The following is a 19329-nucleotide window of genomic DNA, read 5'->3' as shown; positions in this document are numbered from 1 at the left end:
AGATCGAGCGGTACGTCACACTGTCGTTCAGAGGCGGCAGAATCTTGCCAGCCTGTTAAAATGCCCGCCCTTTTCGCTCAAAGACTCCCAAAACCCTGTATGTCCCGACTCAATCCCCGGCAGCAAGAAGCCGTGAACTACGTCGGCGGCCCTCTATTGGTGCTCGCCGGTGCTGGCTCCGGCAAGACCAGCGTGATCACCCGCAAGATCGCGCACCTGATCCAGAACTGCGGCATCCGTGCCCAGTACATTGTCGCCATGACCTTTACCAACAAGGCGGCGCGGGAAATGAAAGAGCGCGTCGGCACCCTGCTCAAGGGTGGCGAAGGCCGTGGCCTCACCGTGTGTACCTTCCACAACCTGGGGCTGAACATCATCCGCAAGGAGCATGTGCGGCTGGGCTACAAGCCGGGCTTCTCGATCTTCGACGAGACCGACGTCAAGGCCCTGATGACCGACATCATGCAGAAGGAATATGCCGGCGACGACGGGGTCGACGAGATCAAGAACATGATCGGCTCGTGGAAAAACGACCTGATCCTGCCGCCCGAGGCCCTGGAAAACGCGCGCAACCCCAAGGAACAGACCGCCGCCATCGTCTACACCCACTACCAGCGCACGCTCAAGGCGTTCAACGCGGTGGACTTCGACGACCTGATCCTGCTGCCGGTCAAGCTGTTCCAGGAACACGCCGATATCCTCGAAAAGTGGCAGAACAAGGTGCGCTACCTGCTGGTGGACGAATACCAGGACACTAACGCCAGCCAATACCTGCTGGTGAAGCTGCTGATCGGCACGCGCAACCAGTTCACCGTGGTCGGCGACGATGACCAGTCGATCTACGCCTGGCGCGGTGCGCGCCCGGAAAACCTGATGCTGCTCAAGGACGACTACCCGTCCCTGAAAGTGGTGATGCTGGAGCAGAACTACCGCTCCACCAGCCGCATCCTGCGCTGTGCCAACGTGCTGATCTCCAACAACCCCCACGAGTTCGAGAAACAACTGTGGAGCGAGATGGGCCATGGCGATGAGATCCGCGTGATCCGCTGCCGCAACGAAGACGCCGAAGCCGAGCGCGTGGCCGTGGAAATCCTCAGCCTGCACTTGCGCACCGACCGGCCCTACAGCGACTTTGCGATCCTGTATCGCGGCAACTACCAGGCCAAGTTGATCGAGCTGAAGTTGCAGCATCACCAGGTGCCGTATCGCCTGTCGGGCGGCAACAGCTTTTTCGGACGCCAGGAAGTAAAGGATCTGATGGCCTACTTCCGGCTGATCGTAAACCCGGACGATGACAACGCCTTCCTGCGCGTGATCAACGTACCGCGCCGGGAAATCGGCTCCACCACTCTGGAAAAGCTCGGCAACTACGCCACCGAACGCAAGATTTCGATGTACGCCGCCACCGACGAAATCGGCCTGGGCGAGCACCTCGACACACGCTTCACCGATCGCCTGTCGCGCTTCAAGCGCTTTATGGACAAGGTGCGCGAGCAATGCGCCGGCGAAGACCCGATCAGCGCCCTGCGCAGCATGGTCATGGATATCGACTATGAAAACTGGCTGCGCACCAACAGCTCCAGCGACAAGGCCGCGGACTACCGCATGGGCAACGTCTGGTTCCTGATCGAGGCGCTGAAGAACACCCTGGAAAAAGACGAAGACGGCGAAATGACCGTCGAGGACGCCATCGGCAAGCTGGTGCTGCGCGACATGCTCGAACGCCAGCAGGAAGAGGAAGATGGCGCCGAAGGTGTGCAGATGATGACCTTGCATGCGTCCAAGGGCCTGGAATTCCCCTACGTGTTCATCATGGGCATGGAAGAGGAAATCCTCCCACATCGTTCCAGTATCGAAGCCGACACCATCGAAGAAGAACGGCGCCTGGCCTACGTGGGCATTACCCGCGCGCGCCAGACCCTGGCCTTCACCTTTGCGGCCAAGCGCAAACAGTACGGCGAGATCATCGACTGCGCCCCGAGCCGGTTCCTCGATGAGCTGCCACCGGACGATCTGGCCTGGGAAGGCAACGACGACACCCCAACTGAAGTCAAGGCGGTACGCGGCAACACCGCCCTGGCGGATATACGCGCGATGCTAAAGCGCTAGAATCGACTACTTTTTAATCTACTTTCGGCGCCCCTTGCGCCACCAGAGGAAGCTTTTGTGGAAGCACTGCACAAGAAAATTCGCGAAGAAGGCATCGTGCTTTCCGACCAGGTACTCAAGGTCGACGCCTTTCTGAACCATCAGATCGACCCGGCGCTGATGAAGCTGATCGGCGACGAGTTCGCCGCGTTGTTCAAGGATTCGGGGATCACCAAGATCGTCACCATCGAAGCCTCGGGCATCGCGCCGGCGATCATGACCGGCCTGAACCTGGGCGTGCCGGTGATCTTCGCCCGCAAGCAACAGTCCCTGACCCTGACGGAAAACCTGCTGTCGGCCACGGTGTATTCCTTCACCAAGAAAGTCGAAAGCACCGTGGCGATCTCCCCGCGCCACCTGACCAGCAGCGACCGCGTGCTGGTCATCGATGACTTCCTGGCCAACGGCAAGGCGTCCCAAGCGCTGATTTCGATCATCAAACAGGCCGGCGCCACCGTGGCGGGCCTGGGGATTGTGATCGAGAAGTCGTTCCAGGGCGGCCGTGCGGAACTGGATGCCCAGGGTTACCGGGTTGAGTCGCTGGCGCGGGTCAAGTCCCTGGCGGGTGGCGTCGTGACCTTCATCGACTGAAGGTGAGCGAGCACAGTTAAAAATGTGGGAGCTGGCTTGCCTGCGATAGCGCAGTGTCAGGCGACAGAGATGTCGACTGTCAGGCCCTCATCGCAGGCAAGCCAGCTCCCACATTTGCCTTGTGTTACCTGTCAGCGTGCGGTGGCCTGTAGGCCAGCAAGCAATAGCCGCTGATACAAATCCTCTTTAAACCCCTCCGGCTTATCCAGGCGCATGCGCACCAGGTGCTCGGCAAACGCCTCAGGCTCCGGGGCATCCAGCGCCGCCTTGCCCAACTCCAGAATCTCCGTCAGCTTGAATTTGCTCTTGAGCCAGTTCAGCGCACGCAACAAATCGCGCTCTTCATCGCTGAAGTCACTGCCCAGCGGGTACTCCGGGAACAGCCTTGTATGCCGCGCCTGCACCGCCTGCAAACGCTCGGGCGTATTGTCGGCAAAACGCTGGGCGAGCTGGAAGTCCTTGGGCAACTTGCCGGCTTTTTGCGCCTGCTCGACCAAGCCGGCCTGGAACCGCGAGTCGGTGATATTGAGCAGCGCCTCGATCACCTTGGCGTCGGTCTGACCGCGCAAGTCAGCGATGCCGTATTCGGTGATCACGATATCGCGCAGGTGCCGGGGAATCGTGCAGTGGCCGTATTCCCAAACGATATTGGAGCTGACCTCACCGCCCGACTCGCGCCAACTGCGTAGGATCAGGATCGAGCGCGCGCCCTCCAGTGCATGGCCCTGGGCCACAAAGTTGTATTGCCCACCCACCCCACTGAGCACACGGCCGTCTTCCAGTTGGTCGGCAACCCCGGCGCCCAACAGCGTCACCATGATCGCGCTGTTGATAAAGCGCGCATCCAGGCGCTGCAAACGCTTGAGTTCTTCCTGCCCGTACAGCTCGTTGATATAGCTGATGCGGGTCATGTTGAATTCCAGGCGCTTGGCGTGGGGCATTTCCTGCAAGCGCTGGTAAAAACTGCGTGGCCCAAGGAAGAAGCCACCGTGGATCGACACGCCATCGGGCTGTGCCCCATCGTCCAGCAGGCCCGCGTTGGCCTGCTGCTGCGTCGCCACATCCGGGTATACCTTGCGCCTCACAATCCCGGCATCGGCCAGCACCAGCAGGCCGTTGACGAACATCTCGCTGCAACCGTAGAGGCCCCGGACGAAGGGCTCGACCCCACCCTCGCGGCTGATCAATGGTGCCCATTGGTACACATCCAGGTCGCTGAGCAACTGCCGGTAGCCTTCGTTATCGGCCTGGCGCGCCAGCAGCGCGGCGGTCAGGGCGTCGCCCATCGAACCGATGCCGATCTGCAAGGTGCCGCCATCACGCACCAGGGTACTGGCGTGCAAACCGATGAAATGGTCCTGCAAACCCACCGGCATATTCGGCGTGGAGAACAGCGTAGTGCGGTCCTTTTCGTCGATCAGGAAATCGAACTGATCCATACCCAGCTCGGCATCCCCGGGCATGTAGGGCAAATCTTCATGCACCTGGCCCACCACCAGGATGGTCTCCCCGGCCGCGCGGCGCTTGGCAATCATCGGTAGCAGGTCGAGGGTGATATCGGGGTTGCAGCTCAAGCTCAGGCGATCCGGGTGTTCGCTGCTGCTGGCCACCAACTGCGCGACCAGGTTCAGGCCGGCGGCGTTGATATCGCGGGCGGCATGGCTGTAGTTGCTGCTGACGTAGTCCTGCTGGGCCGAGGCGCTGTGCAGCAGGCTGCCGGGCTGCATAAAGAACTGCTGCACGTGGATATTGGCCGGCAGGCTGTCCTTGCGCAGAGCGGCGAGGAAATCCAGCTCGGGGTAATCGCCGAACACCCGCTCGATAAACGGTTCCAGAAAGCGCTTTTGCAAACCATCGCCCAACGGCGGGCGGCCCAGGCTCAGGGCGGTGTAGATCGTCAGCGCCCGCTCGGGCAGCTTGGCGATACGCCGGTACAAGGCATTGGCAAACAGATTCGGCTTGCCCAGGCCCAGGGGCATACCCATGTGGATATGCGCAGGCAAGCGCTCCAGTACGTCATCGACCGCTTGTTCGATTGAACACAACTGCACCATCCGACCCTCCTGAACATTCCGTGATTAGGGGTTGGACCGAGCTTGCCGGGTCTTTGCTGCAATGAACAGCCTTGGCCACCAAATTACACCCACAAAAAAGCCGCTGGTCAGCGGCTTTTTGGCGAAGATCGGTTTATTTCAAACCCGACATCTTCTCGATCGCACCCTTGAGGTCGGCATCCGAGCAATCGGCGCAGGTGCCTTTAGGCGGCATGGCGTTGACCCCGGTGATGGCCTTGGCCAGGATGCCGTCGAGGCCGCCCTGGTGGTCGGCGCGCTCTTTCCAGGCGGCGGTATCACCGATTTTCGGTGCGCCCAACAGGCCAGTGCTGTGGCAAGCATTACAGTGTTTGGCGATGATCTCGTCCGGCGTTTTCGCGCCGCCGCCGCCCGCGGCTACCGCGACTTCCATCCCCTTGCATTCTTCGCCCTGGACACAGACTTTCCCCACAGGCTCCAGACGCTCGGCAATGGCATCACTGCTCGTCTTGCTGACAGGGGGCTCAGCTTTCTGCCCACAACCCGCTAGGGCCAATACTATTGCTGGTACGGCCAGCATTTTCATAATTAGGTTCACGCGTTCACCCTCATGGTGGCTATTCACGCCTGCGGCCACGGTTTCGCAGGCGGCGAAAGTATAACGGTTAGGCCGCCTCACTGAAACAACCCTATTATCCAAGGGGGGATTCAGCAGGGCGAAATACAACGATGGGCACCTCTGCAAGGTAGGCAGGGCGCCTCTTCTGTTAAAAGTTCGCGGGTGTGGCTGCGCTGATTAGTCGCGCCGGCACATCGAACGGATTGCGAAAGCGGTGCGGCTTGGTGCTTTCAAAGTAGTAGCTATCGCCGGCTTCGAGCACAAAAGTTTCGACGCCCACGACCAATTCCAGACGACCTTCCAGCAAGATCCCGGTTTCCTCGCCATCATGGGTCAGCATTTCCTCGCCCGTATCGGCGCCCGGCGGGTAGATTTCGTTGAGAAACGCAATCGCCCGGCTGGGATGCGCCCGGCCCACCAGCTTCATGGTCACCGCCCCATCGGAGATGTCGATCAGCTCATTGGCTTTATAGACGATCTGCGTCGGTTTTTCCTGGAGGATCTCCTCGGAAAAGAACTCGACCATCGACATGGGGATGCCGCCCAGCACCTTGCGCAAGGAGCTGATGGAGGGGCTGACACTGTTTTTCTCGATCATCGAAATGGTGCTGTTGGTGACGCCCGCACGCTTGGCGAGTTCACGCTGGGAAAGACCTTTCAGTTTACGGATGGATTGCAGTCGTTCGCCGACGTCCAATGCAGGAGCCTCCTAGGATTCAGGCTTTGTTGTAATTGAGCGTTATCATGGCGACAGCGTTCAGTATTTACAACACTTTGGTCTGAATCCCGCAGGACGTCGTCGACGACCGGCGGCTAGGCGCCGGAATAGAGCCGTGGCACGCGGCGCAGGTTGCAAAAAATCTGGTAGGGGATAGTGTCAGCGGCGGTCGCCACATCGCTGGCGAGGATGTTTTTGCCCCACAACTCGACGGTCGAGCCCAGGCCGGCCTGGGGCACATCGGTCAGGTCGATGCACAGCATGTCCATCGACACCCGCCCCAGCAACTGGCTGCGCTGGCCGGCGACCAGCACCGGCGTGCCGGTCGGCGCGTGGCGTGGATAACCGTCGGCATAGCCCATGGCGACCACGCCGATACGCATCGGTTTGGGCGTCACGAAGCGCGCGCCATAACCCACGGGCTCGCCCGCCGGCAGTTCGCGCACGCAGATGACTTTCGATTCCAGGGTCATCACCGGCTGCAAACGCGCGGCAACCGCCTGGTCTTCGCCAAAAGGCGTCGCGCCGTAGAGCATGATGCCGGGCCGTACCCAATCACTGGAGACGCTCGGCCAGCCCATCACCGACGGCGAGTTGCGTAGGCTGACCTGGGCCGCCAGGCCCTGGCGCGCCGCGTCGAATACTGCGACCTGTTCATCGCTGCTGGTGCAGTCCAGCTCATCGGCACGAGCGAAGTGGCTCATCAGGACGATCTTCGCCACTTTGCCACTGGCCAGCAGGCGCTGGTAGGCGTCGTGATAATCCTTAGGATGCAACCCGACCCGGTGCATGCCCGAATCCAGCTTCAACCACACCGTCAGCGGCTGGCTCAGGCGCGCCTGCTCAATCGCCTCCAGTTGCCACAGCGAATGCACCACGCACCAGAAATCGTGCTCGATGATCAGCGGTAGCTCGTCGGCCTCGAAAAACCCTTCAAGCAACAACACTGGCCCACGCACTCCGGCGGCGCGCAGCTCCAGCGCTTCCTCGATACAGGCCACGGCAAAACCATCGGCCTGGTCTTCCAGGGCCTGGGCCACGCGCACGGCACCATGGCCATAGGCGTCGGCCTTGATCACGGCAAGGGCCTTGGCTCCGGTCAGTTCGCGGGCCAATTGGTAGTTGTGGCGCAGGGCTTGTAGGTCGATCAGGGCACGGGCAGGACGCATGGCGGCAGGCTTCTAGGCGGCGGTGGAAAAAACCGGTACCGGCCAAGAGCGCCGGCACCGCAAGAGGGATCGTCTAAGGCAGAGCGGCCACGACAGACAGCTCGACCAGGATTTCTGGTTCACACAGTTTCGACTCGACCGTGGCACGGGCCGGGGCCACGCCTTTTGGCAGCCACTTGTCCCAGACCGCGTTCATGCCGGCAAAGTCGGCGTCGATGTCCTTGAGGTAGATCGTCACCGACAGCAGCTTGGTTTTGTCGGTGCCGGCCAGATCCAGCAAGCGCTCGATATTGGCCAGGGTTTCACGGGTCTGCTGTTCAATCCCGGCACTCATGTCGTCGCCGACTTGCCCTGCCAGATACACGGTACCGCTGTGGACGACGATCTGGCTCATGCGCTCATTGGTGAGCTGGCGCTGGACTGACATGTTTGGTGGACTCCTGAGGGTTGCCATAACGGGAAATATCGAGGCCGGCGGCACTGATCTGCGGGGTTTTCCTGGCCATCAGGTCCGCCAGCAGGCGACCAGAGCCACAGGCCATGGTCCAGCCGAGGGTGCCGTGGCCGGTGTTCAAGAACAGGTTTTTGAACGGGGTGGCGCCGACGATCGGCGTACCGTCCGGGGTGGTCGGGCGCAGGCCGGTCCAGAAGGTGGCTTCGCTCAAGTCACCGCCCTGAGGATAAAGGTCGTTGACGATCATCTCCAGGGTTTCGCGCCGCCGTGGGTTCAGCGACAGGTCAAAACCGGCTATTTCAGCCATGCCACCGACCCGGATGCGGTTGTCGAAACGGGTGATCGCGACCTTGTAGGTCTCGTCGAGAATGGTCGAGGTCGGGGCCATCGCCGGGTTGGTGATCGGCACGGTCAGGGAGTAGCCCTTGAGCGGATACACCGGCGCCTTGATCCCCAGCGGCTTGAGCAACTGCGGCGAGTAACTGCCCAGGGCCAGCACGTAGTGGTCGGCGGTTTCCAACTGGCCGTCGATCCACACGCCGTTGATGCGGTCGCCGGCGTGGTCCAGACGCTGAATGTCCTGCTCGAAACGGAATTCCACCCCCAACTGCTTGCACATATCGGCCAGGCGGGTGGTGAACATCTGGCAGTCGCCGGTCTGGTCATTGGGCAGGCGCAGGGCACCGGCCAGGATATCCGTGACGCTGGCCAGGGCCGGCTCGACGCGGGCAATGCCGGCGCGGTCGAGCAGCTCGAACGGAACCCCGGACTCCTTCAGCACGGCGATATCCTTGGCCGCACCATCCAGTTGCGCCTGGGTACGGAACAATTGCGTAGTCCCCAGGCTGCGGCCTTCGTAGGCAATGCCGGTTTCGGCGCGCAGTTCGTCGAGGCAGTCGCGGCTGTACTCAGACAGGCGCACCATGCGCTCCTTGTTCACCGCATAACGGTTGGCCGTGCAGTTGCGCAGCATCTGCGCCATCCACAGGTATTGGTCGAGATCGGCGGTGGCCTTGATCGCCAGCGGCGCATGGCGCTGCAGCAGCCACTTGATGGCCTTGAGCGGCACACCCGGCGCGGCCCATGGCGACGCATAGCCGGGCGAGACCTGGCCGGCGTTGGCGAAGCTGGTCTCCATTGCAACGGCCGGCTGACGGTCGACCACGACCACCTCAAACCCGGCACGCGCCAAATAGTAGGCACTGGCCACACCAATGACACCGCTACCCAAGACCAAAACGCGCATTTTTATATCCTCATCGCGGCCTGACCGCTGACGTTTGTTGTTCAGCACAAAGATGCGGGCAGTATAAAAAGCAATGACCAGTGCATTTCACTATATAAGTGCCTATATTTGGCGACAATTCTCGGCAAAAACCCTTTTCACGGAGGAGCATCCCCTATGCGGACCAACACCCAGACCAAGCGGGAGCTGGACAAGATCGACCGCAACATCCTGCGCATCCTGCAGGCCGACGGGCGGATTTCGTTTACCGAGCTGGGGGAGAAGGTCGGGCTGTCGACCACGCCCTGCACCGAACGGGTCCGACGCCTGGAGCGCGAGGGGATCATCATGGGCTACAACGCCCGCCTCAATCCGCAGCACTTGAAGGGTAGCCTACTGGTGTTTGTCGAGATCAGCCTCGACTACAAATCCGGCGACACCTTTGAAGAATTCCGACGTGCCGTGCTGAAACTGCCCCATGTGCTGGAGTGCCACCTGGTCTCAGGGGACTTCGACTACCTGGTGAAGGCGCGAATTTCCGAGATGGCGTCGTACCGCAAACTGCTGGGCGATATCCTGCTCAAGCTGCCCCATGTGCGCGAGTCCAAGAGCTATATCGTGATGGAAGAGGTGAAGGAGAGCCTGAACCTGCCGATCCCGGATTGATCCTGTGGGAGCTGGCTTGCCTGCGATAGCGATCAACCCGCCGCCATTTTCATTGCCTGGCACACCGTCATCGCAGGCAAGCCAGCTCCCACCTTTTGACCGAGTACATCTGTCAGACCAGCACCTGCCGCGTCGTCGCCATGTACTCGTGAATCTGCTTCTCCACCCGAGGGTGAATCAGCTCCACCGGGCCACGGTTGTTGGGGCATGGCAGGCTGGGTGTAGTCCCAAACAGCCTACAGATCAACGGGCGCTCGTCGTACACCGTGCAACCGTTGGGCCCCAGGTGCACGCAGTTCAGCTCATCCATGGCCGCTTCCTGCTCGGCCGCCGTCTTGCGCGGCAGGCGCGACATTTCCTCGGTGGAGGTCGTCACCGGCCCACAGCAATCATGGCAACCCGGCACACACTCGAACGAGGGGATCTGCCGGCGCAGCGCGTTGACTTTCTGGCTGTTGCAACTCATTGAAACCCATACCGAACGGCGAATAGGCGTGGATTTTGCCCTAAAAGCCCCGAGTGAGACAGCTTCACCCGACCGCTGTATCCTGCGTCAAATTTTCCAAACACGGATGCTCCCCATGACCGCCAGCGCCCGGCACACCGCTTCCTACTACGCCGCCAGCAGCCTGCCGCAACCCGATTACCCGGCACTGGCGGGCGAAGTCGTCGCCGATGTGTGCGTGGTGGGCGGCGGGTTTTCCGGGCTGAACACGGCGCTGGAACTGGCCGAGCGCGGCTTTAGCGTGGTGTTGCTGGAGGCGCGCAAGATCGCCTGGGGCGCCAGCGGGCGTAACGGCGGGCAATTGATTCGTGGCGTCGGCCATGGCCTCGATCAGTTTGCCCATGTGGTCGGCACCGAAGGCGTGCGGCAGATGAAGCTGATGGGCCTGGAAGCCGTGGAAATCGTGCGCCAGCGGGTCGAGCGCTTACAGATTGATTGCGACCTGACCTGGGGCTACTGCGACCTGGCCAACAAACCCCGCGACCTGCAAGGCCTGGCCGCCGATGCCGAAGAACTGCGCGAGCTGGGCTATCGCCATGAACTGCGCCTGCTGCAAGCCGGAGAGATGGGCAGCGTGATCGGCTCCGACCGCTATGTGGGCGGCATGATCGACATGGGCTCCGGCCACCTGCACCCGCTGAACCTGGCCCTCGGCGAAGCCGCCGCCGCGCAGCAACTGGGGGTGAGGTTGTTTGAGCAATCGCAAGCGCTACGCATCGACTACGGCCCTGAAGTCAACGTCCACACCGCCCACGGCAACGTGCGCGCCAAGACCCTGGTACTGGGTTGCAATGCCTATCTCAACGACCTCAACCCCCACCTGAGTGGCAAGGTGCTGCCGGCCGGCAGCTACATCATCGCCACCGAACCCTTGAGCCCGGCCCAGGCCGCCGAGCTGCTGCCGCAAAATATGGCGGTGTGCGACCAGCGGGTCACCGTGGACTACTTCCGCCTGTCGGCCGACCGGCGCCTGCTGTTCGGCGGTGCCTGCCACTATTCCGGGCGCGATCCCCAGGACATCGGTGCCTATATGCGGCCGAAGATGCTCAAGGTCTTCCCGCAGTTGGCCGAGGTGAAGATCGACTATCAATGGGGCGGCATGATCGGCATCGGCGCCAACCGCCTGCCGCAAATTGGCCGGCTGGCCGACCAGCCCAATGTGTACTTTGCCCAGGCCTATGCCGGCCATGGCCTGAACGCCACCCACCTGGCCGGCAAGCTGTTGGCCGAAGCCATCAGCGGCCAGCACAGTGGGCGCTTCGATCTGTTTGCCCAGGTGCCACATATCACCTTCCCCGGCGGCAAGCACCTGCGCTCACCGCTGTTGGCCCTGGGCATGCTCTGGCACCGGATGAAAGAACTGCTCTGACTCAACCGCGCCAGAACGGCTTCAAGCCTTCCTGGCGCGCCTGCTCGGCACTCAGGCCGATATCGCGCAGTTGCTCCGGGGTCAGGTCCAGCAGGGCCTGGCGCGTGTGGCAACGACGCCAGAACAGTTCCCAACGGCCTGGGTTGCCAGGCGCCAGCCCGGCCATCTCGCGCCCCTGCCCTGCTTCCAGTTCCTGACTGTGTAACGCCAGCCGCACATCGCTCAAGCCACTCATTGTCTTGCCCCTCATTTGCCTGTTGCCATGAGTGACTAGAATGGACGGCGCGGCAAAACCATTACAGATTCAACCCATCTTTATTAAATCCATACAGATACTGCCAAGCGCGGGCTGAATCCTGTATTTTCCTCCCATCTGTACTGGTCCCCGGGGAGCGACCGCCATGACCCTCTACGTCAACCTTGCCGAACTGCTGGGCACCCGCATCGAACAGGGCTTCTATCGCCCCGGCGACCGCCTGCCCTCGGTACGCGCCCTGAGCGTGGAACACGGGGTCAGCCTGAGCACTGTGCAACAGGCTTACCGGTTACTGGAAGATAACGGCCTGGCAACGCCCAAGCCGAAATCCGGCTACTTCGTGCCCGTCGGGCGCGAGCTGCCGGCGCTGCCCGCCGTGGGTCGACCGGCCCAGCGCCCAGTGGAGATATCCCAGTGGGACCAGGTGCTGGAACTGGTGCGCGCGGTGCCGCGCAAAGATGTCATACAGATGGGCCGCGGCATGCCGGATGTACTGTCACCGACCATCAAGCCGCTGCTGCGCAGCCTGGCCCGGGTCAGCCGGCGCCAGGACCTGCCAGGCCTGTATTACGACAATATCTACGGCTGTATGGAGCTGCGCGAACAAGTCGCCCGTCTGTCATTGGATTCCGGCTGCCAGCTCGACGCCCAGGATATTGTGATCACCACCGGCTGCCATGAGGCACTGTCCGCCAGCATCCGCGCCATATGCGAGCCCGGCGATATCGTCGCCGTCGACTCGCCAAGCTTCCATGGCGCCATGCAAACCCTCAAGGGCCTGGGCATGAAAGCCCTGGAAATCCCCACCGACCCGCTGACCGGCATCAGCCTCGAAGCCCTGGAACTGGCCCTGGAACAATGGCCGATCAAAGTCATCCAGTTGACCCCCAACTGCAACAACCCCCTGGGCTACATCATGCCCGAGGCGCGCAAGCGGGCGCTGCTGACCCTGGCCCAGCGCTTTGACGTGGCAATCATCGAAGACGATGTGTATGGAGAACTGGCCTACAGCTACCCGCGACCACGCACCATCAAATCCTTCGACGAAGATGGCCGCGTCCTGCTCTGCAGTTCCTTCTCCAAGACCCTGGCCCCCGGCCTGCGGATCGGCTGGGTAGCACCTGGCCGCTACCTGGAGCGGGTGCTGCACATGAAATACATCAGCACCGGCTCCACCGCCACCCAACCGCAGATTGCCATTGCCGAGTTCCTCAAGAACGGGCACTTCGAGCCGCACTTGCGGCGCATGCGCAGCCAATACCAGCGCAACCGCGACCTGATGCTCGATTGGGTCAGCCGCTATTTCCCCGCCGGCACCCGCGCCAGCCGGCCCCAGGGCAGCTTTATGCTGTGGGTGGAGCTGCCCGAGGGCTTCGACACCCTCAAGCTCAACCGGGCCCTGGTCGAACAAGGGGTGCAGATTGCCGTGGGCAGCATCTTTTCCGCCTCGGGCAAATACCGTAATTGCCTGCGGATGAACTACGCTGCCAAGCCAACACCCCAGATTGAAGAGGCGGTGCGCAAGGTCGGGGCAACGGCGATCAAGATGCTCGCCGAAGCCGAACAGCATGTGGACTGACCTTTTGCCAGCAATCACCGTCCTATTGCCCACCACCGCCCTGATTCGGAACCTGCCTCTTTGATGAGCCCACGGCTGTTAGCGTTTTTCCTGCTGGGGTTCCTGGGCCTGGGCGGTTGCGCCACCCTGGACCTGCCCCGGGTGCCCAGCGAGGCACTGCCGGCGGCGCAGTCCGCCTTCGGTCGTTCGATCCAGGCCCAGGCTGCGCCCTACCAGGGCCGCTCCGGGTTCCGCCTGCTGCCCAACAGCAGCGAAGCGTTCATGGCCCGCGCCGAATTGATCCGCAATGCCCAGGCCAGCCTCGACCTGCAGTACTACATCGTCCATGACGGCATCAGCACGCGCATGCTGGTGGACGAGCTGCTCACCGCGGCCGACCGTGGCGTGCGGGTCCGCATCCTGCTGGACGACACCACCAGCGACGGCCTGGACCAGATCATCGCCACCCTGGCCGCGCACCCGCAGATCCAGATCCGCCTGTTCAACCCGCTGCACCTGGGCCGCAGTACCGGGGTGACGCGGGCCATGGGGCGGCTGTTCAACCTGTCGCTGCAACACCGGCGCATGCACAACAAGCTGTGGCTCGCGGACAACAGCGTGGCGATTGTCGGCGGGCGCAACCTGGGGGATGAGTATTTCGATGCCGAGCCCAACCTGAACTTCACCGATATCGACATGCTCAGCGTGGGACCGGTGGCCGAACAACTGGGCCACAGCTTTGACCAGTACTGGAACAGTGCGTTGAGCAAACCCATTGCCGACTTCATCTCCAGCGCGCCGTCCTCCCGCGACCTGGCCACGGCGCGCGGGTACCTGGAAACCTCCCTGGCCGAGTCCCGCCAGCAGAACCACGCCCTGTATAACCGCCTGCGGACCTACAAGACCCAGCCGCGCATGGATATCTGGCGCCGGGAACTGATCTGGGCCTGGAACCAGGCACTGTGGGATGCGCCGAGCAAGGTCCTGGCCAGGGGTGATCCCGATCCACGGCTGCTGCTCACCACCCAACTGGCCCCGGAGCTCGAAGGGGTGCACCGCGAACTGATGATGATCTCGGCCTATTTCGTCCCCGGCCAGCACGGCCTGGCGTACCTGACCAGCCGGGCGGATGCGGGCGTGGCGGTGAGCCTCTTGACCAACGCCCTGGAAGCCACTGACGTACCGGCGGTACATGGCGGCTACGCGCCCTATCGCAAGGCGCTGCTGGAGCACGGGGTGAAGTTGTATGAACTGCGCCGCCAACCGGGCGACGGCGGCGGCGGCAGTGGCCCGCACCTGCTGGGCAGCCGCTCGTTGTATGGATCCGATTCCAGCCTGCACAGCAAGGCGATGATCTTCGATCGGCAAAAATCGTTTACCGGCTCGTTCAACTCCGACCAGCGCTCGGTACTGTGGAACACCGAGGTCGGCGTACTGGTGGACAGCCCGGAACTGGCCGAGCATGTGCGCAACCTGGCCCTGCAAGGGATGGCGCCAGCCCTGAGCTATGAGGCGAAACTGCAGGATGGCCAGGTGGTATGGGTCACGGAGGATAACGGCCAGATACACACCCTGACCCGCGAGCCAGGCAGCTGGTGGCGCCGGTTCAATGCCTGGTTCGCCACCACCGTGGGCCTGGAGCGCATGCTCTAAGCACCACCAGCGCCCACAGCTTGGATGCCATTTCCAAGTCAGGCCGGTTGCTCAACGCCAAACGCCCCTTGGCGCAACAACAGAATCACCAGCCCCAAGGCCCCCACCGCCATCAGCAAGGGCAAGGCATGCCCGCTAATCCACTGGCTGCCCGCCCCCGCCACCAGTGGGCCGATCAGGCAACCAATCCCCCACAACTGCGCAATATGGGCATTGGCCCGCACCAGCGCATCGTCCCGGTAGCGCTCGCCGATCAGGATCAACGACAGGGTAAACAACCCCCCGGCGCTGGCACCGAACAGCACCCAGATCGGCCAGATCAGCCAGGTATCGAGTAATGGCGCAATGGCCAGGCTCGACAGCAGCAGCAACACGGCGCAACCGAGAAACAGGGTGCGCCTGGGCAGGTAGTCGGCCAGCGCGCCAATCGGCAATTGCAGCAAGGCATCGCCTACCACCACGGTGCTGACCATCGCCAGCGCCACCTCGGCGGTGAAGCCCTGTTGCAGGCAATACACCGGCAACAGCGTGAGGATCATCGCCTCGAACGCGGCAAACAGCGCCACCGCCCAGGCAATCGCCGGCAGGCCCCGGCAAAAGCCCCACAAGTCGCCGAAGGTCACGCTGAAGGCCTCCGCCGTCGGCGCTCCGCTGCGCCCCAGCAGCAGGAACGGCGCCACGAGCAACAGGCCGACGCCAACCCAGAAGCCATAGTCATGACCGGTGCCCAGCACGCCGAGCAATAACGGCCCCGACAGCTGGCTCAAGGCGTAGGTACAGCCATACAGCGCCACCAGCCGGCCCCGCCATTGCTCTACCACCAGTTGGTTGATCCAGCTTTCGCCGAGGATAAACACGATGGTCAGGATCACCCCGATCATCAACCGCAGCACCAGCCACACCGGGTAGCTGGGCCATACCGCGAGCAAACCGATGGAAACCGCCCCGGCCCACAGGCACAGGCGCATCAGGTTCGCCGTGCCCAGCCAGGAGGCCAGGCGACTGGACACCTTGGCGCCCAACAACACACCGAACGCCGGCATGGCCGCCATAAGGCCGATGGCAAAGTTGCCATAACCCCAGCTTTCCAGGCGCAGGGACACCAGCGGCATGCTCACACCCAGGGCGAGGCCGACGCTGAGTACCGAGGCCAGGACGGCGAAGTAAGTCGCCCAACGCATTGCCACGCTCCTGTGGATTATTTCCAGATCACACAAAACAGTGTGGGAGCGGGCTTGCTCGCGATTGCGCTGGGTCAGTCAATACATGTACCGACTGAAACTCCGCCATCGCGGGCAAGCCCGCTCCCACATTTGGATCTACTGTAGCTGGAGCCCGGGGTTACAGCTTGATCCAGGTCGCCTTCAGCTCGGTGTACTTGTCGAACGCATGCAGCGATTTGTCGCGACCGTTGCCCGACTGCTTGAACCCACCAAACGGTGCAGTCATGTCGCCGCCATCGTATTGGTTGACCCACACGCTACCGGCACGCAGGGCCTTGGCGGTCAGGTGCGCCTTGGAAATATCCGAGGTCCATACCGCAGCGGCCAGGCCATAAGGCGTGTCGTTGGCGATGGCCACGGCTTCTTCAGCGCTGTCGAAGGTCAGCACCGACAACACCGGGCCAAAGATCTCTTCCTGGGCAATCTTCATGGCGTTGGTCACGCCGTCGAAAATCGTCGGCTCGACGTAGGTGCCGCCGGTCTCCTGCAGGGTACGCTTGCCACCGGCCACCAGCTTGGCGCCATCGGCATGCCCGGCTTCGATGTACGACAGCACGGTGTTCATCTGCTGGGTATCCACCAGCGCACCGACATTGGTCGCCGGGTCCAGCGGGTTGCCCGGCTTCCAGCCCTTGAGGGCCTCGATCACCATCGGCAGGAACTTGTCCTTGATCGAACGCTCCACCAGCAGGCGCGAGCCGGCAGTGCAGACTTCGCCCTGGTTGAAGGCGATGGCGCCCGCGGCGGATTCGGCAGCGGCTTGCAGGTCCGGGGCATCAGCAAACACGATGTTCGGGCTCTTGCCGCCCGCTTCCAGCCAGACGCGCTTCATGTTCGATTCGCCGGAGTAGATCATCAGTTGCTTGGCGATCTTGGTCGAACCGGTGAACACCAGGGTGTCGACGTCCATATGCAGCGCCAGGGCCTTGCCCACGGTGTGGCCGTAGCCCGGCAGCACGTTGAGCACGCCTTTGGGGATGCCGGCTTCAACGGCCAGGGCCGCGATGCGGATGGCCGTCAGCGGCGATTTTTCCGATGGCTTGAGCACGACCGAGTTACCGGTGGACAGCGCCGGCCCCAGCTTCCAGCAGGCCATCATCAGCGGGAAGTTCCACGGCACAATGGCCGCCACTACGCCGACGGGCTCGCGGGTCACCAGGCCCAGTTGGTCATGGGGGGTGGCGGCGACTTCGTCGTAAATCTTGTCGATGGCCTCGCCGCTCCAGCTCAGGGCTTGCGCCGCGCCAGGGATGTCGATGCCCAGGGAATCGCCGATGGGCTTGCCCATGTCCAGGGTTTCGAGCAGGGCCAGTTCTTCGGCATTGGCCTTGAGCAGCGCGGCGAAGCGGATCATGGTGGCTTTGCGCTTGGCCGGGGCCAGGCGTGACCAGGCACCGGTGTTGAAGGTGGCGCGGGCGTTTTCCACGGCGCGCTGGGCGTCTGCGACGTCACAGCTGGCAACCGTGCTCAGCAGGCGGCCATCGACCGGGCTGAGGCATTCAAACGTGGCGCCGGAAACTGCGGCGGTGTATTCGCCATTAATGTAGGCGCGACCTTCGATCTTCAGGTCCTTGGCGCGTTGTTCCCAGTCGGCACGGGTCAGGGTGGTCATGCGAGTGTCCTCCTCTTATTAAATATAAGGGCCCGGCGTTATAACCGTTCCCTTCCAAATGCTTGCCCGGCCAGCCAGCTATTCGGTCCGAGGCACCCGCCACCCTAAACCAGCCACAAGGGATGTTTCAATATATTTGACATAACGGCAGCAAACGCCCTTGCGATGTTCATTTTAATAAACATAGACTTTGGCTCTCCAACCCCAGGCCTAGACGGGATACGTGCATGAACATTCAGGATGTCGTCGATTTCAGCCAGGCGAACACCGCCGCCGAACGCTACCGCCCCGCCACAGAAAAAGTCCTCAAGGGCGACCCCCAGCAGACGCTCTACAACCACTACAACAGCCCGTGCGGCCAGATGAACGCCGGAGTGTGGGAAGGTGAAGTCGGGCAATGGAAGGTGAACTACACCGAACACGAGTACTGCGAGATCGTGCAGGGCGTTTCAGTGCTGCGCGATGCCGAGGGCAACGCCAAGACCTTGCGCGCCGGTGATCGCTTCGTCATCCCCGCCGACTTCAGTGGCACCTGGGAGGTGCTGGAGCCGTGCCGCAAGATCTACGTGGTATTTGAAGAAAAGGCCTGATCGGTCGAGCGCGACTTTTTCCAAGGCAAAAAAAACCCGCATCGTGAGATACGGGTTTTTTTCACAAGAAAGAAAACCAATTACTTGATTTTGCCTTCTTTGTAGATCACGTGCTTGCGAACGCGCGGGTCGAACATTTTCTTTTCGAGCTTGTCCGGGGTAGTACGCTTGTTCTTGTCGGTAGTGTAGAAGTGACCAGTACCGGCGCTAGAGATCATTCGAATCAATTCACGCATGATTTAGCTCCTTAGATTTTGCCGTCGCGGCGCAGTTCAGCGAGCACGACAGTGATGCCACGCTTGTCGATGATGCGCATGCCTTTGGCAGATACGCGCAGACGGACAAAACGTTTCTCTTCTTCAACCCAGAAGCGGTGATGCTGCAGGTTTGGCAGGAAACGACGACGGGTTTTGTTGTTTGCGTGGGAAATGTTATTCCCAGTCACCGGACCCTTACCGGTAACTTGACAGACTCTCGACATGCCTCAGCCCTCTAAAACCACATGCCCAACCCGGCATGGGTTGGCCGCTTAATCTCTCAGTCATTTGGCGCCAGGCGCCGCGTTTCTTTAAGGGTCTTACCGGCTACACCTACAGTGAAGGAACCGGGCCCCTAGAAAAGAGCGCTGCTTTATACCAGAAAGACCCATGCGCAACAACAGCCGGTGTGTTTTTCCCGCTGTAAATCTCGCCCGAACAGGGCGCAAGCACTGCCAGGGTGGGCCGCCGTGCTGGCGGACCGCTCGTCGCACCGAATGATTTATCGCCGCAGCCTGTAGGCCACAGGCGCCGGGCAAAATGACCTGAAGTGCCATCAAAACAGTATTTGCCCTAAATGCACAGGCAAAAATGGGCTAGTCATTTGTGAATCAGGCCACTACGGTAGGCGTTTTCCAGACTGCACTCGCAGATGGGCCTCCGATCTGCAAAGGAAACCGACC

Annotated in this window: 19 protein-coding genes; 7 read left to right on the top strand and 12 right to left on the bottom strand. The window is 61.8% G+C overall.

Translation table 11 applies throughout. The annotated features are described in order from the left end of the window. Positions 1-99: 99 nt before the first annotated feature. Positions 100-2109, top strand: coding sequence for a DNA helicase Rep (gene rep, locus AC07W7_RS07630; protein WP_076963417.1), 2010 nt, complete (start codon positions 100-102; stop codon positions 2107-2109). A gap of 57 nt (positions 2110-2166) precedes the next feature. After that, entirely contained in the window at positions 2167-2739 is a 573-nt protein-coding gene (locus tag AC07W7_RS07625; RefSeq protein ID WP_029289761.1) for a xanthine phosphoribosyltransferase, read from the top strand. A 131-nt stretch (positions 2740-2870) separates the two neighbouring features. On the opposite strand, the gene AC07W7_RS07620 is transcribed toward AC07W7_RS07625, so the two are convergent. From AC07W7_RS07620 to dadA, 6 genes are all read right to left on the bottom strand, one after another. Continuing rightward, positions 2871-4793: an acetyl-CoA hydrolase/transferase C-terminal domain-containing protein gene (locus AC07W7_RS07620; RefSeq protein WP_495039035.1), complete on the bottom strand. Its 1923-nt coding sequence runs from the start codon at positions 4791-4793 to the stop codon at positions 2871-2873. Positions 4794-4926: 133 nt separating this feature from the next. Continuing rightward, positions 4927-5358, bottom strand: a complete 432-nt coding sequence (locus AC07W7_RS07615; protein ID WP_076963474.1) for a c-type cytochrome — start codon at positions 5356-5358, stop codon at positions 4927-4929. 181 nt (positions 5359-5539) lie between these two features. Then, on the bottom strand, positions 5540-6088 hold the full coding sequence (locus AC07W7_RS07610; RefSeq protein ID WP_029289768.1) for a cupin domain-containing protein: 549 nt from the start codon (positions 6086-6088) through the stop codon (positions 5540-5542). A gap of 116 nt (positions 6089-6204) precedes the next feature. Next, positions 6205-7278 carry an alanine racemase gene (alr, locus tag AC07W7_RS07605; protein WP_076963421.1) on the bottom strand — a complete coding sequence of 358 codons (1074 nt, stop codon included), beginning with the start codon at positions 7276-7278 and terminating at the stop codon, positions 6205-6207. Positions 7279-7351: 73 nt separating this feature from the next. Then, complete coding sequence (locus AC07W7_RS07600) at positions 7352-7705, bottom strand: RidA family protein (protein ID WP_236309362.1); 354 nt, start codon at positions 7703-7705, stop codon at positions 7352-7354. Beyond that, positions 7677-8978: a D-amino acid dehydrogenase gene (dadA, locus tag AC07W7_RS07595; RefSeq protein ID WP_236309361.1), complete on the bottom strand. Its 1302-nt coding sequence runs from the start codon at positions 8976-8978 to the stop codon at positions 7677-7679. The genes AC07W7_RS07600 and dadA overlap by 29 nt, the downstream gene beginning before the upstream one ends. A gap of 156 nt (positions 8979-9134) precedes the next feature. On the opposite strand from dadA, the gene AC07W7_RS07590 reads away from it, so the two are divergent. Further along, positions 9135-9623: an Lrp/AsnC ligand binding domain-containing protein gene (locus tag AC07W7_RS07590; protein WP_003206849.1), complete on the top strand. Its 489-nt coding sequence runs from the start codon at positions 9135-9137 to the stop codon at positions 9621-9623. A 112-nt stretch (positions 9624-9735) separates the two neighbouring features. Here AC07W7_RS07590 and AC07W7_RS07585 read toward each other — a convergent pair whose 3' ends face one another. Further along, positions 9736-10089 carry a YkgJ family cysteine cluster protein gene (locus AC07W7_RS07585; protein ID WP_029289779.1) on the bottom strand — a complete coding sequence of 118 codons (354 nt, stop codon included), beginning with the start codon at positions 10087-10089 and terminating at the stop codon, positions 9736-9738. A 115-nt stretch (positions 10090-10204) separates the two neighbouring features. Between AC07W7_RS07585 and AC07W7_RS07580 the strand changes: the two genes are divergently transcribed. Beyond that, positions 10205-11497, top strand: coding sequence for an NAD(P)/FAD-dependent oxidoreductase (locus AC07W7_RS07580; RefSeq protein WP_495039034.1), 1293 nt, complete (start codon positions 10205-10207; stop codon positions 11495-11497). A gap of 1 nt (position 11498) precedes the next feature. Here the strand turns inward: AC07W7_RS07580 and AC07W7_RS07575 are convergent, their stop codons facing one another. After that, positions 11499-11732 carry a DUF1127 domain-containing protein gene (locus tag AC07W7_RS07575; RefSeq protein WP_495039033.1) on the bottom strand — a complete coding sequence of 78 codons (234 nt, stop codon included), beginning with the start codon at positions 11730-11732 and terminating at the stop codon, positions 11499-11501. Between the two features lie 166 nt (positions 11733-11898). On the opposite strand from AC07W7_RS07575, the gene AC07W7_RS07570 reads away from it, so the two are divergent. Both AC07W7_RS07570 and AC07W7_RS07565 read left to right on the top strand, forming a co-directional pair. Beyond that, positions 11899-13332 carry an aminotransferase-like domain-containing protein gene (locus tag AC07W7_RS07570; RefSeq protein ID WP_495039032.1) on the top strand — a complete coding sequence of 478 codons (1434 nt, stop codon included), beginning with the start codon at positions 11899-11901 and terminating at the stop codon, positions 13330-13332. Between the two features lie 63 nt (positions 13333-13395). Continuing rightward, on the top strand, positions 13396-14964 hold the full coding sequence (locus AC07W7_RS07565) for a phospholipase D family protein (protein ID WP_495039031.1): 1569 nt from the start codon (positions 13396-13398) through the stop codon (positions 14962-14964). Between the two features lie 38 nt (positions 14965-15002). Here AC07W7_RS07565 and AC07W7_RS07560 read toward each other — a convergent pair whose 3' ends face one another. Next, positions 15003-16145, bottom strand: coding sequence for an MFS transporter (locus tag AC07W7_RS07560; RefSeq protein ID WP_076963427.1), 1143 nt, complete (start codon positions 16143-16145; stop codon positions 15003-15005). A gap of 160 nt (positions 16146-16305) precedes the next feature. Next, positions 16306-17799 (bottom strand): aldehyde dehydrogenase, encoded by a 1494-nt coding sequence (locus AC07W7_RS07555; protein ID WP_495039030.1) that lies wholly within the window; start codon positions 17797-17799, stop codon positions 16306-16308. A gap of 227 nt (positions 17800-18026) precedes the next feature. On the opposite strand from AC07W7_RS07555, the gene AC07W7_RS07550 reads away from it, so the two are divergent. After that, on the top strand, positions 18027-18389 hold the full coding sequence (locus tag AC07W7_RS07550) for a cupin domain-containing protein (RefSeq protein ID WP_495039029.1): 363 nt from the start codon (positions 18027-18029) through the stop codon (positions 18387-18389). Between the two features lie 80 nt (positions 18390-18469). Here the strand turns inward: AC07W7_RS07550 and rpmG are convergent, their stop codons facing one another. Next, entirely contained in the window at positions 18470-18625 is a 156-nt protein-coding gene (gene rpmG / locus AC07W7_RS07545) for a 50S ribosomal protein L33 (protein WP_003176906.1), read from the bottom strand. An 11-nt stretch (positions 18626-18636) separates the two neighbouring features. Beyond that, positions 18637-18870, bottom strand: coding sequence for a 50S ribosomal protein L28 (gene rpmB / locus AC07W7_RS07540; RefSeq protein WP_007920377.1), 234 nt, complete (start codon positions 18868-18870; stop codon positions 18637-18639). Between the last annotated feature and the right edge of the window lie 459 nt (positions 18871-19329).

Source organism: Pseudomonas sp. GW821-FHT01D09, from assembly GCF_059422465.1.
This window is presented reverse-complemented; position numbering and strand designations above follow the sequence as displayed.

Coding starts and splice junctions, on each gene's coding strand:
- AC07W7_RS07555 (WP_495039030.1), bottom strand. CDS start 17,799: ATGACCACCCTGACCCGTGCCGACTGGGAACAACGCGCCAAGGACCTG.
- AC07W7_RS07575 (WP_495039033.1), bottom strand. CDS start 11,732: ATGAGTGGCTTGAGCGATGTGCGGCTGGCGTTACACAGTCAGGAACTG.
- AC07W7_RS07615 (WP_076963474.1), bottom strand. CDS start 5,358: ATGAAAATGCTGGCCGTACCAGCAATAGTATTGGCCCTAGCGGGTTGT.
- alr (WP_076963421.1), bottom strand. CDS start 7,278: ATGCGTCCTGCCCGTGCCCTGATCGACCTACAAGCCCTGCGCCACAAC.
- AC07W7_RS07580 (WP_495039034.1), top strand. CDS start 10,205: ATGACCGCCAGCGCCCGGCACACCGCTTCCTACTACGCCGCCAGCAGC.
- rep (WP_076963417.1), top strand. CDS start 100: ATGTCCCGACTCAATCCCCGGCAGCAAGAAGCCGTGAACTACGTCGGC.
- AC07W7_RS07570 (WP_495039032.1), top strand. CDS start 11,899: ATGACCCTCTACGTCAACCTTGCCGAACTGCTGGGCACCCGCATCGAA.
- AC07W7_RS07585 (WP_029289779.1), bottom strand. CDS start 10,089: ATGAGTTGCAACAGCCAGAAAGTCAACGCGCTGCGCCGGCAGATCCCC.
- AC07W7_RS07560 (WP_076963427.1), bottom strand. CDS start 16,145: ATGCGTTGGGCGACTTACTTCGCCGTCCTGGCCTCGGTACTCAGCGTC.
- AC07W7_RS07620 (WP_495039035.1), bottom strand. CDS start 4,793: ATGGTGCAGTTGTGTTCAATCGAACAAGCGGTCGATGACGTACTGGAG.
- rpmG (WP_003176906.1), bottom strand. CDS start 18,625: ATGCGTGAATTGATTCGAATGATCTCTAGCGCCGGTACTGGTCACTTC.
- AC07W7_RS07590 (WP_003206849.1), top strand. CDS start 9,135: ATGCGGACCAACACCCAGACCAAGCGGGAGCTGGACAAGATCGACCGC.
- rpmB (WP_007920377.1), bottom strand. CDS start 18,870: ATGTCGAGAGTCTGTCAAGTTACCGGTAAGGGTCCGGTGACTGGGAAT.
- AC07W7_RS07600 (WP_236309362.1), bottom strand. CDS start 7,705: ATGTCAGTCCAGCGCCAGCTCACCAATGAGCGCATGAGCCAGATCGTC.
- AC07W7_RS07565 (WP_495039031.1), top strand. CDS start 13,396: ATGAGCCCACGGCTGTTAGCGTTTTTCCTGCTGGGGTTCCTGGGCCTG.
- dadA (WP_236309361.1), bottom strand. CDS start 8,978: ATGCGCGTTTTGGTCTTGGGTAGCGGTGTCATTGGTGTGGCCAGTGCC.
- AC07W7_RS07550 (WP_495039029.1), top strand. CDS start 18,027: ATGAACATTCAGGATGTCGTCGATTTCAGCCAGGCGAACACCGCCGCC.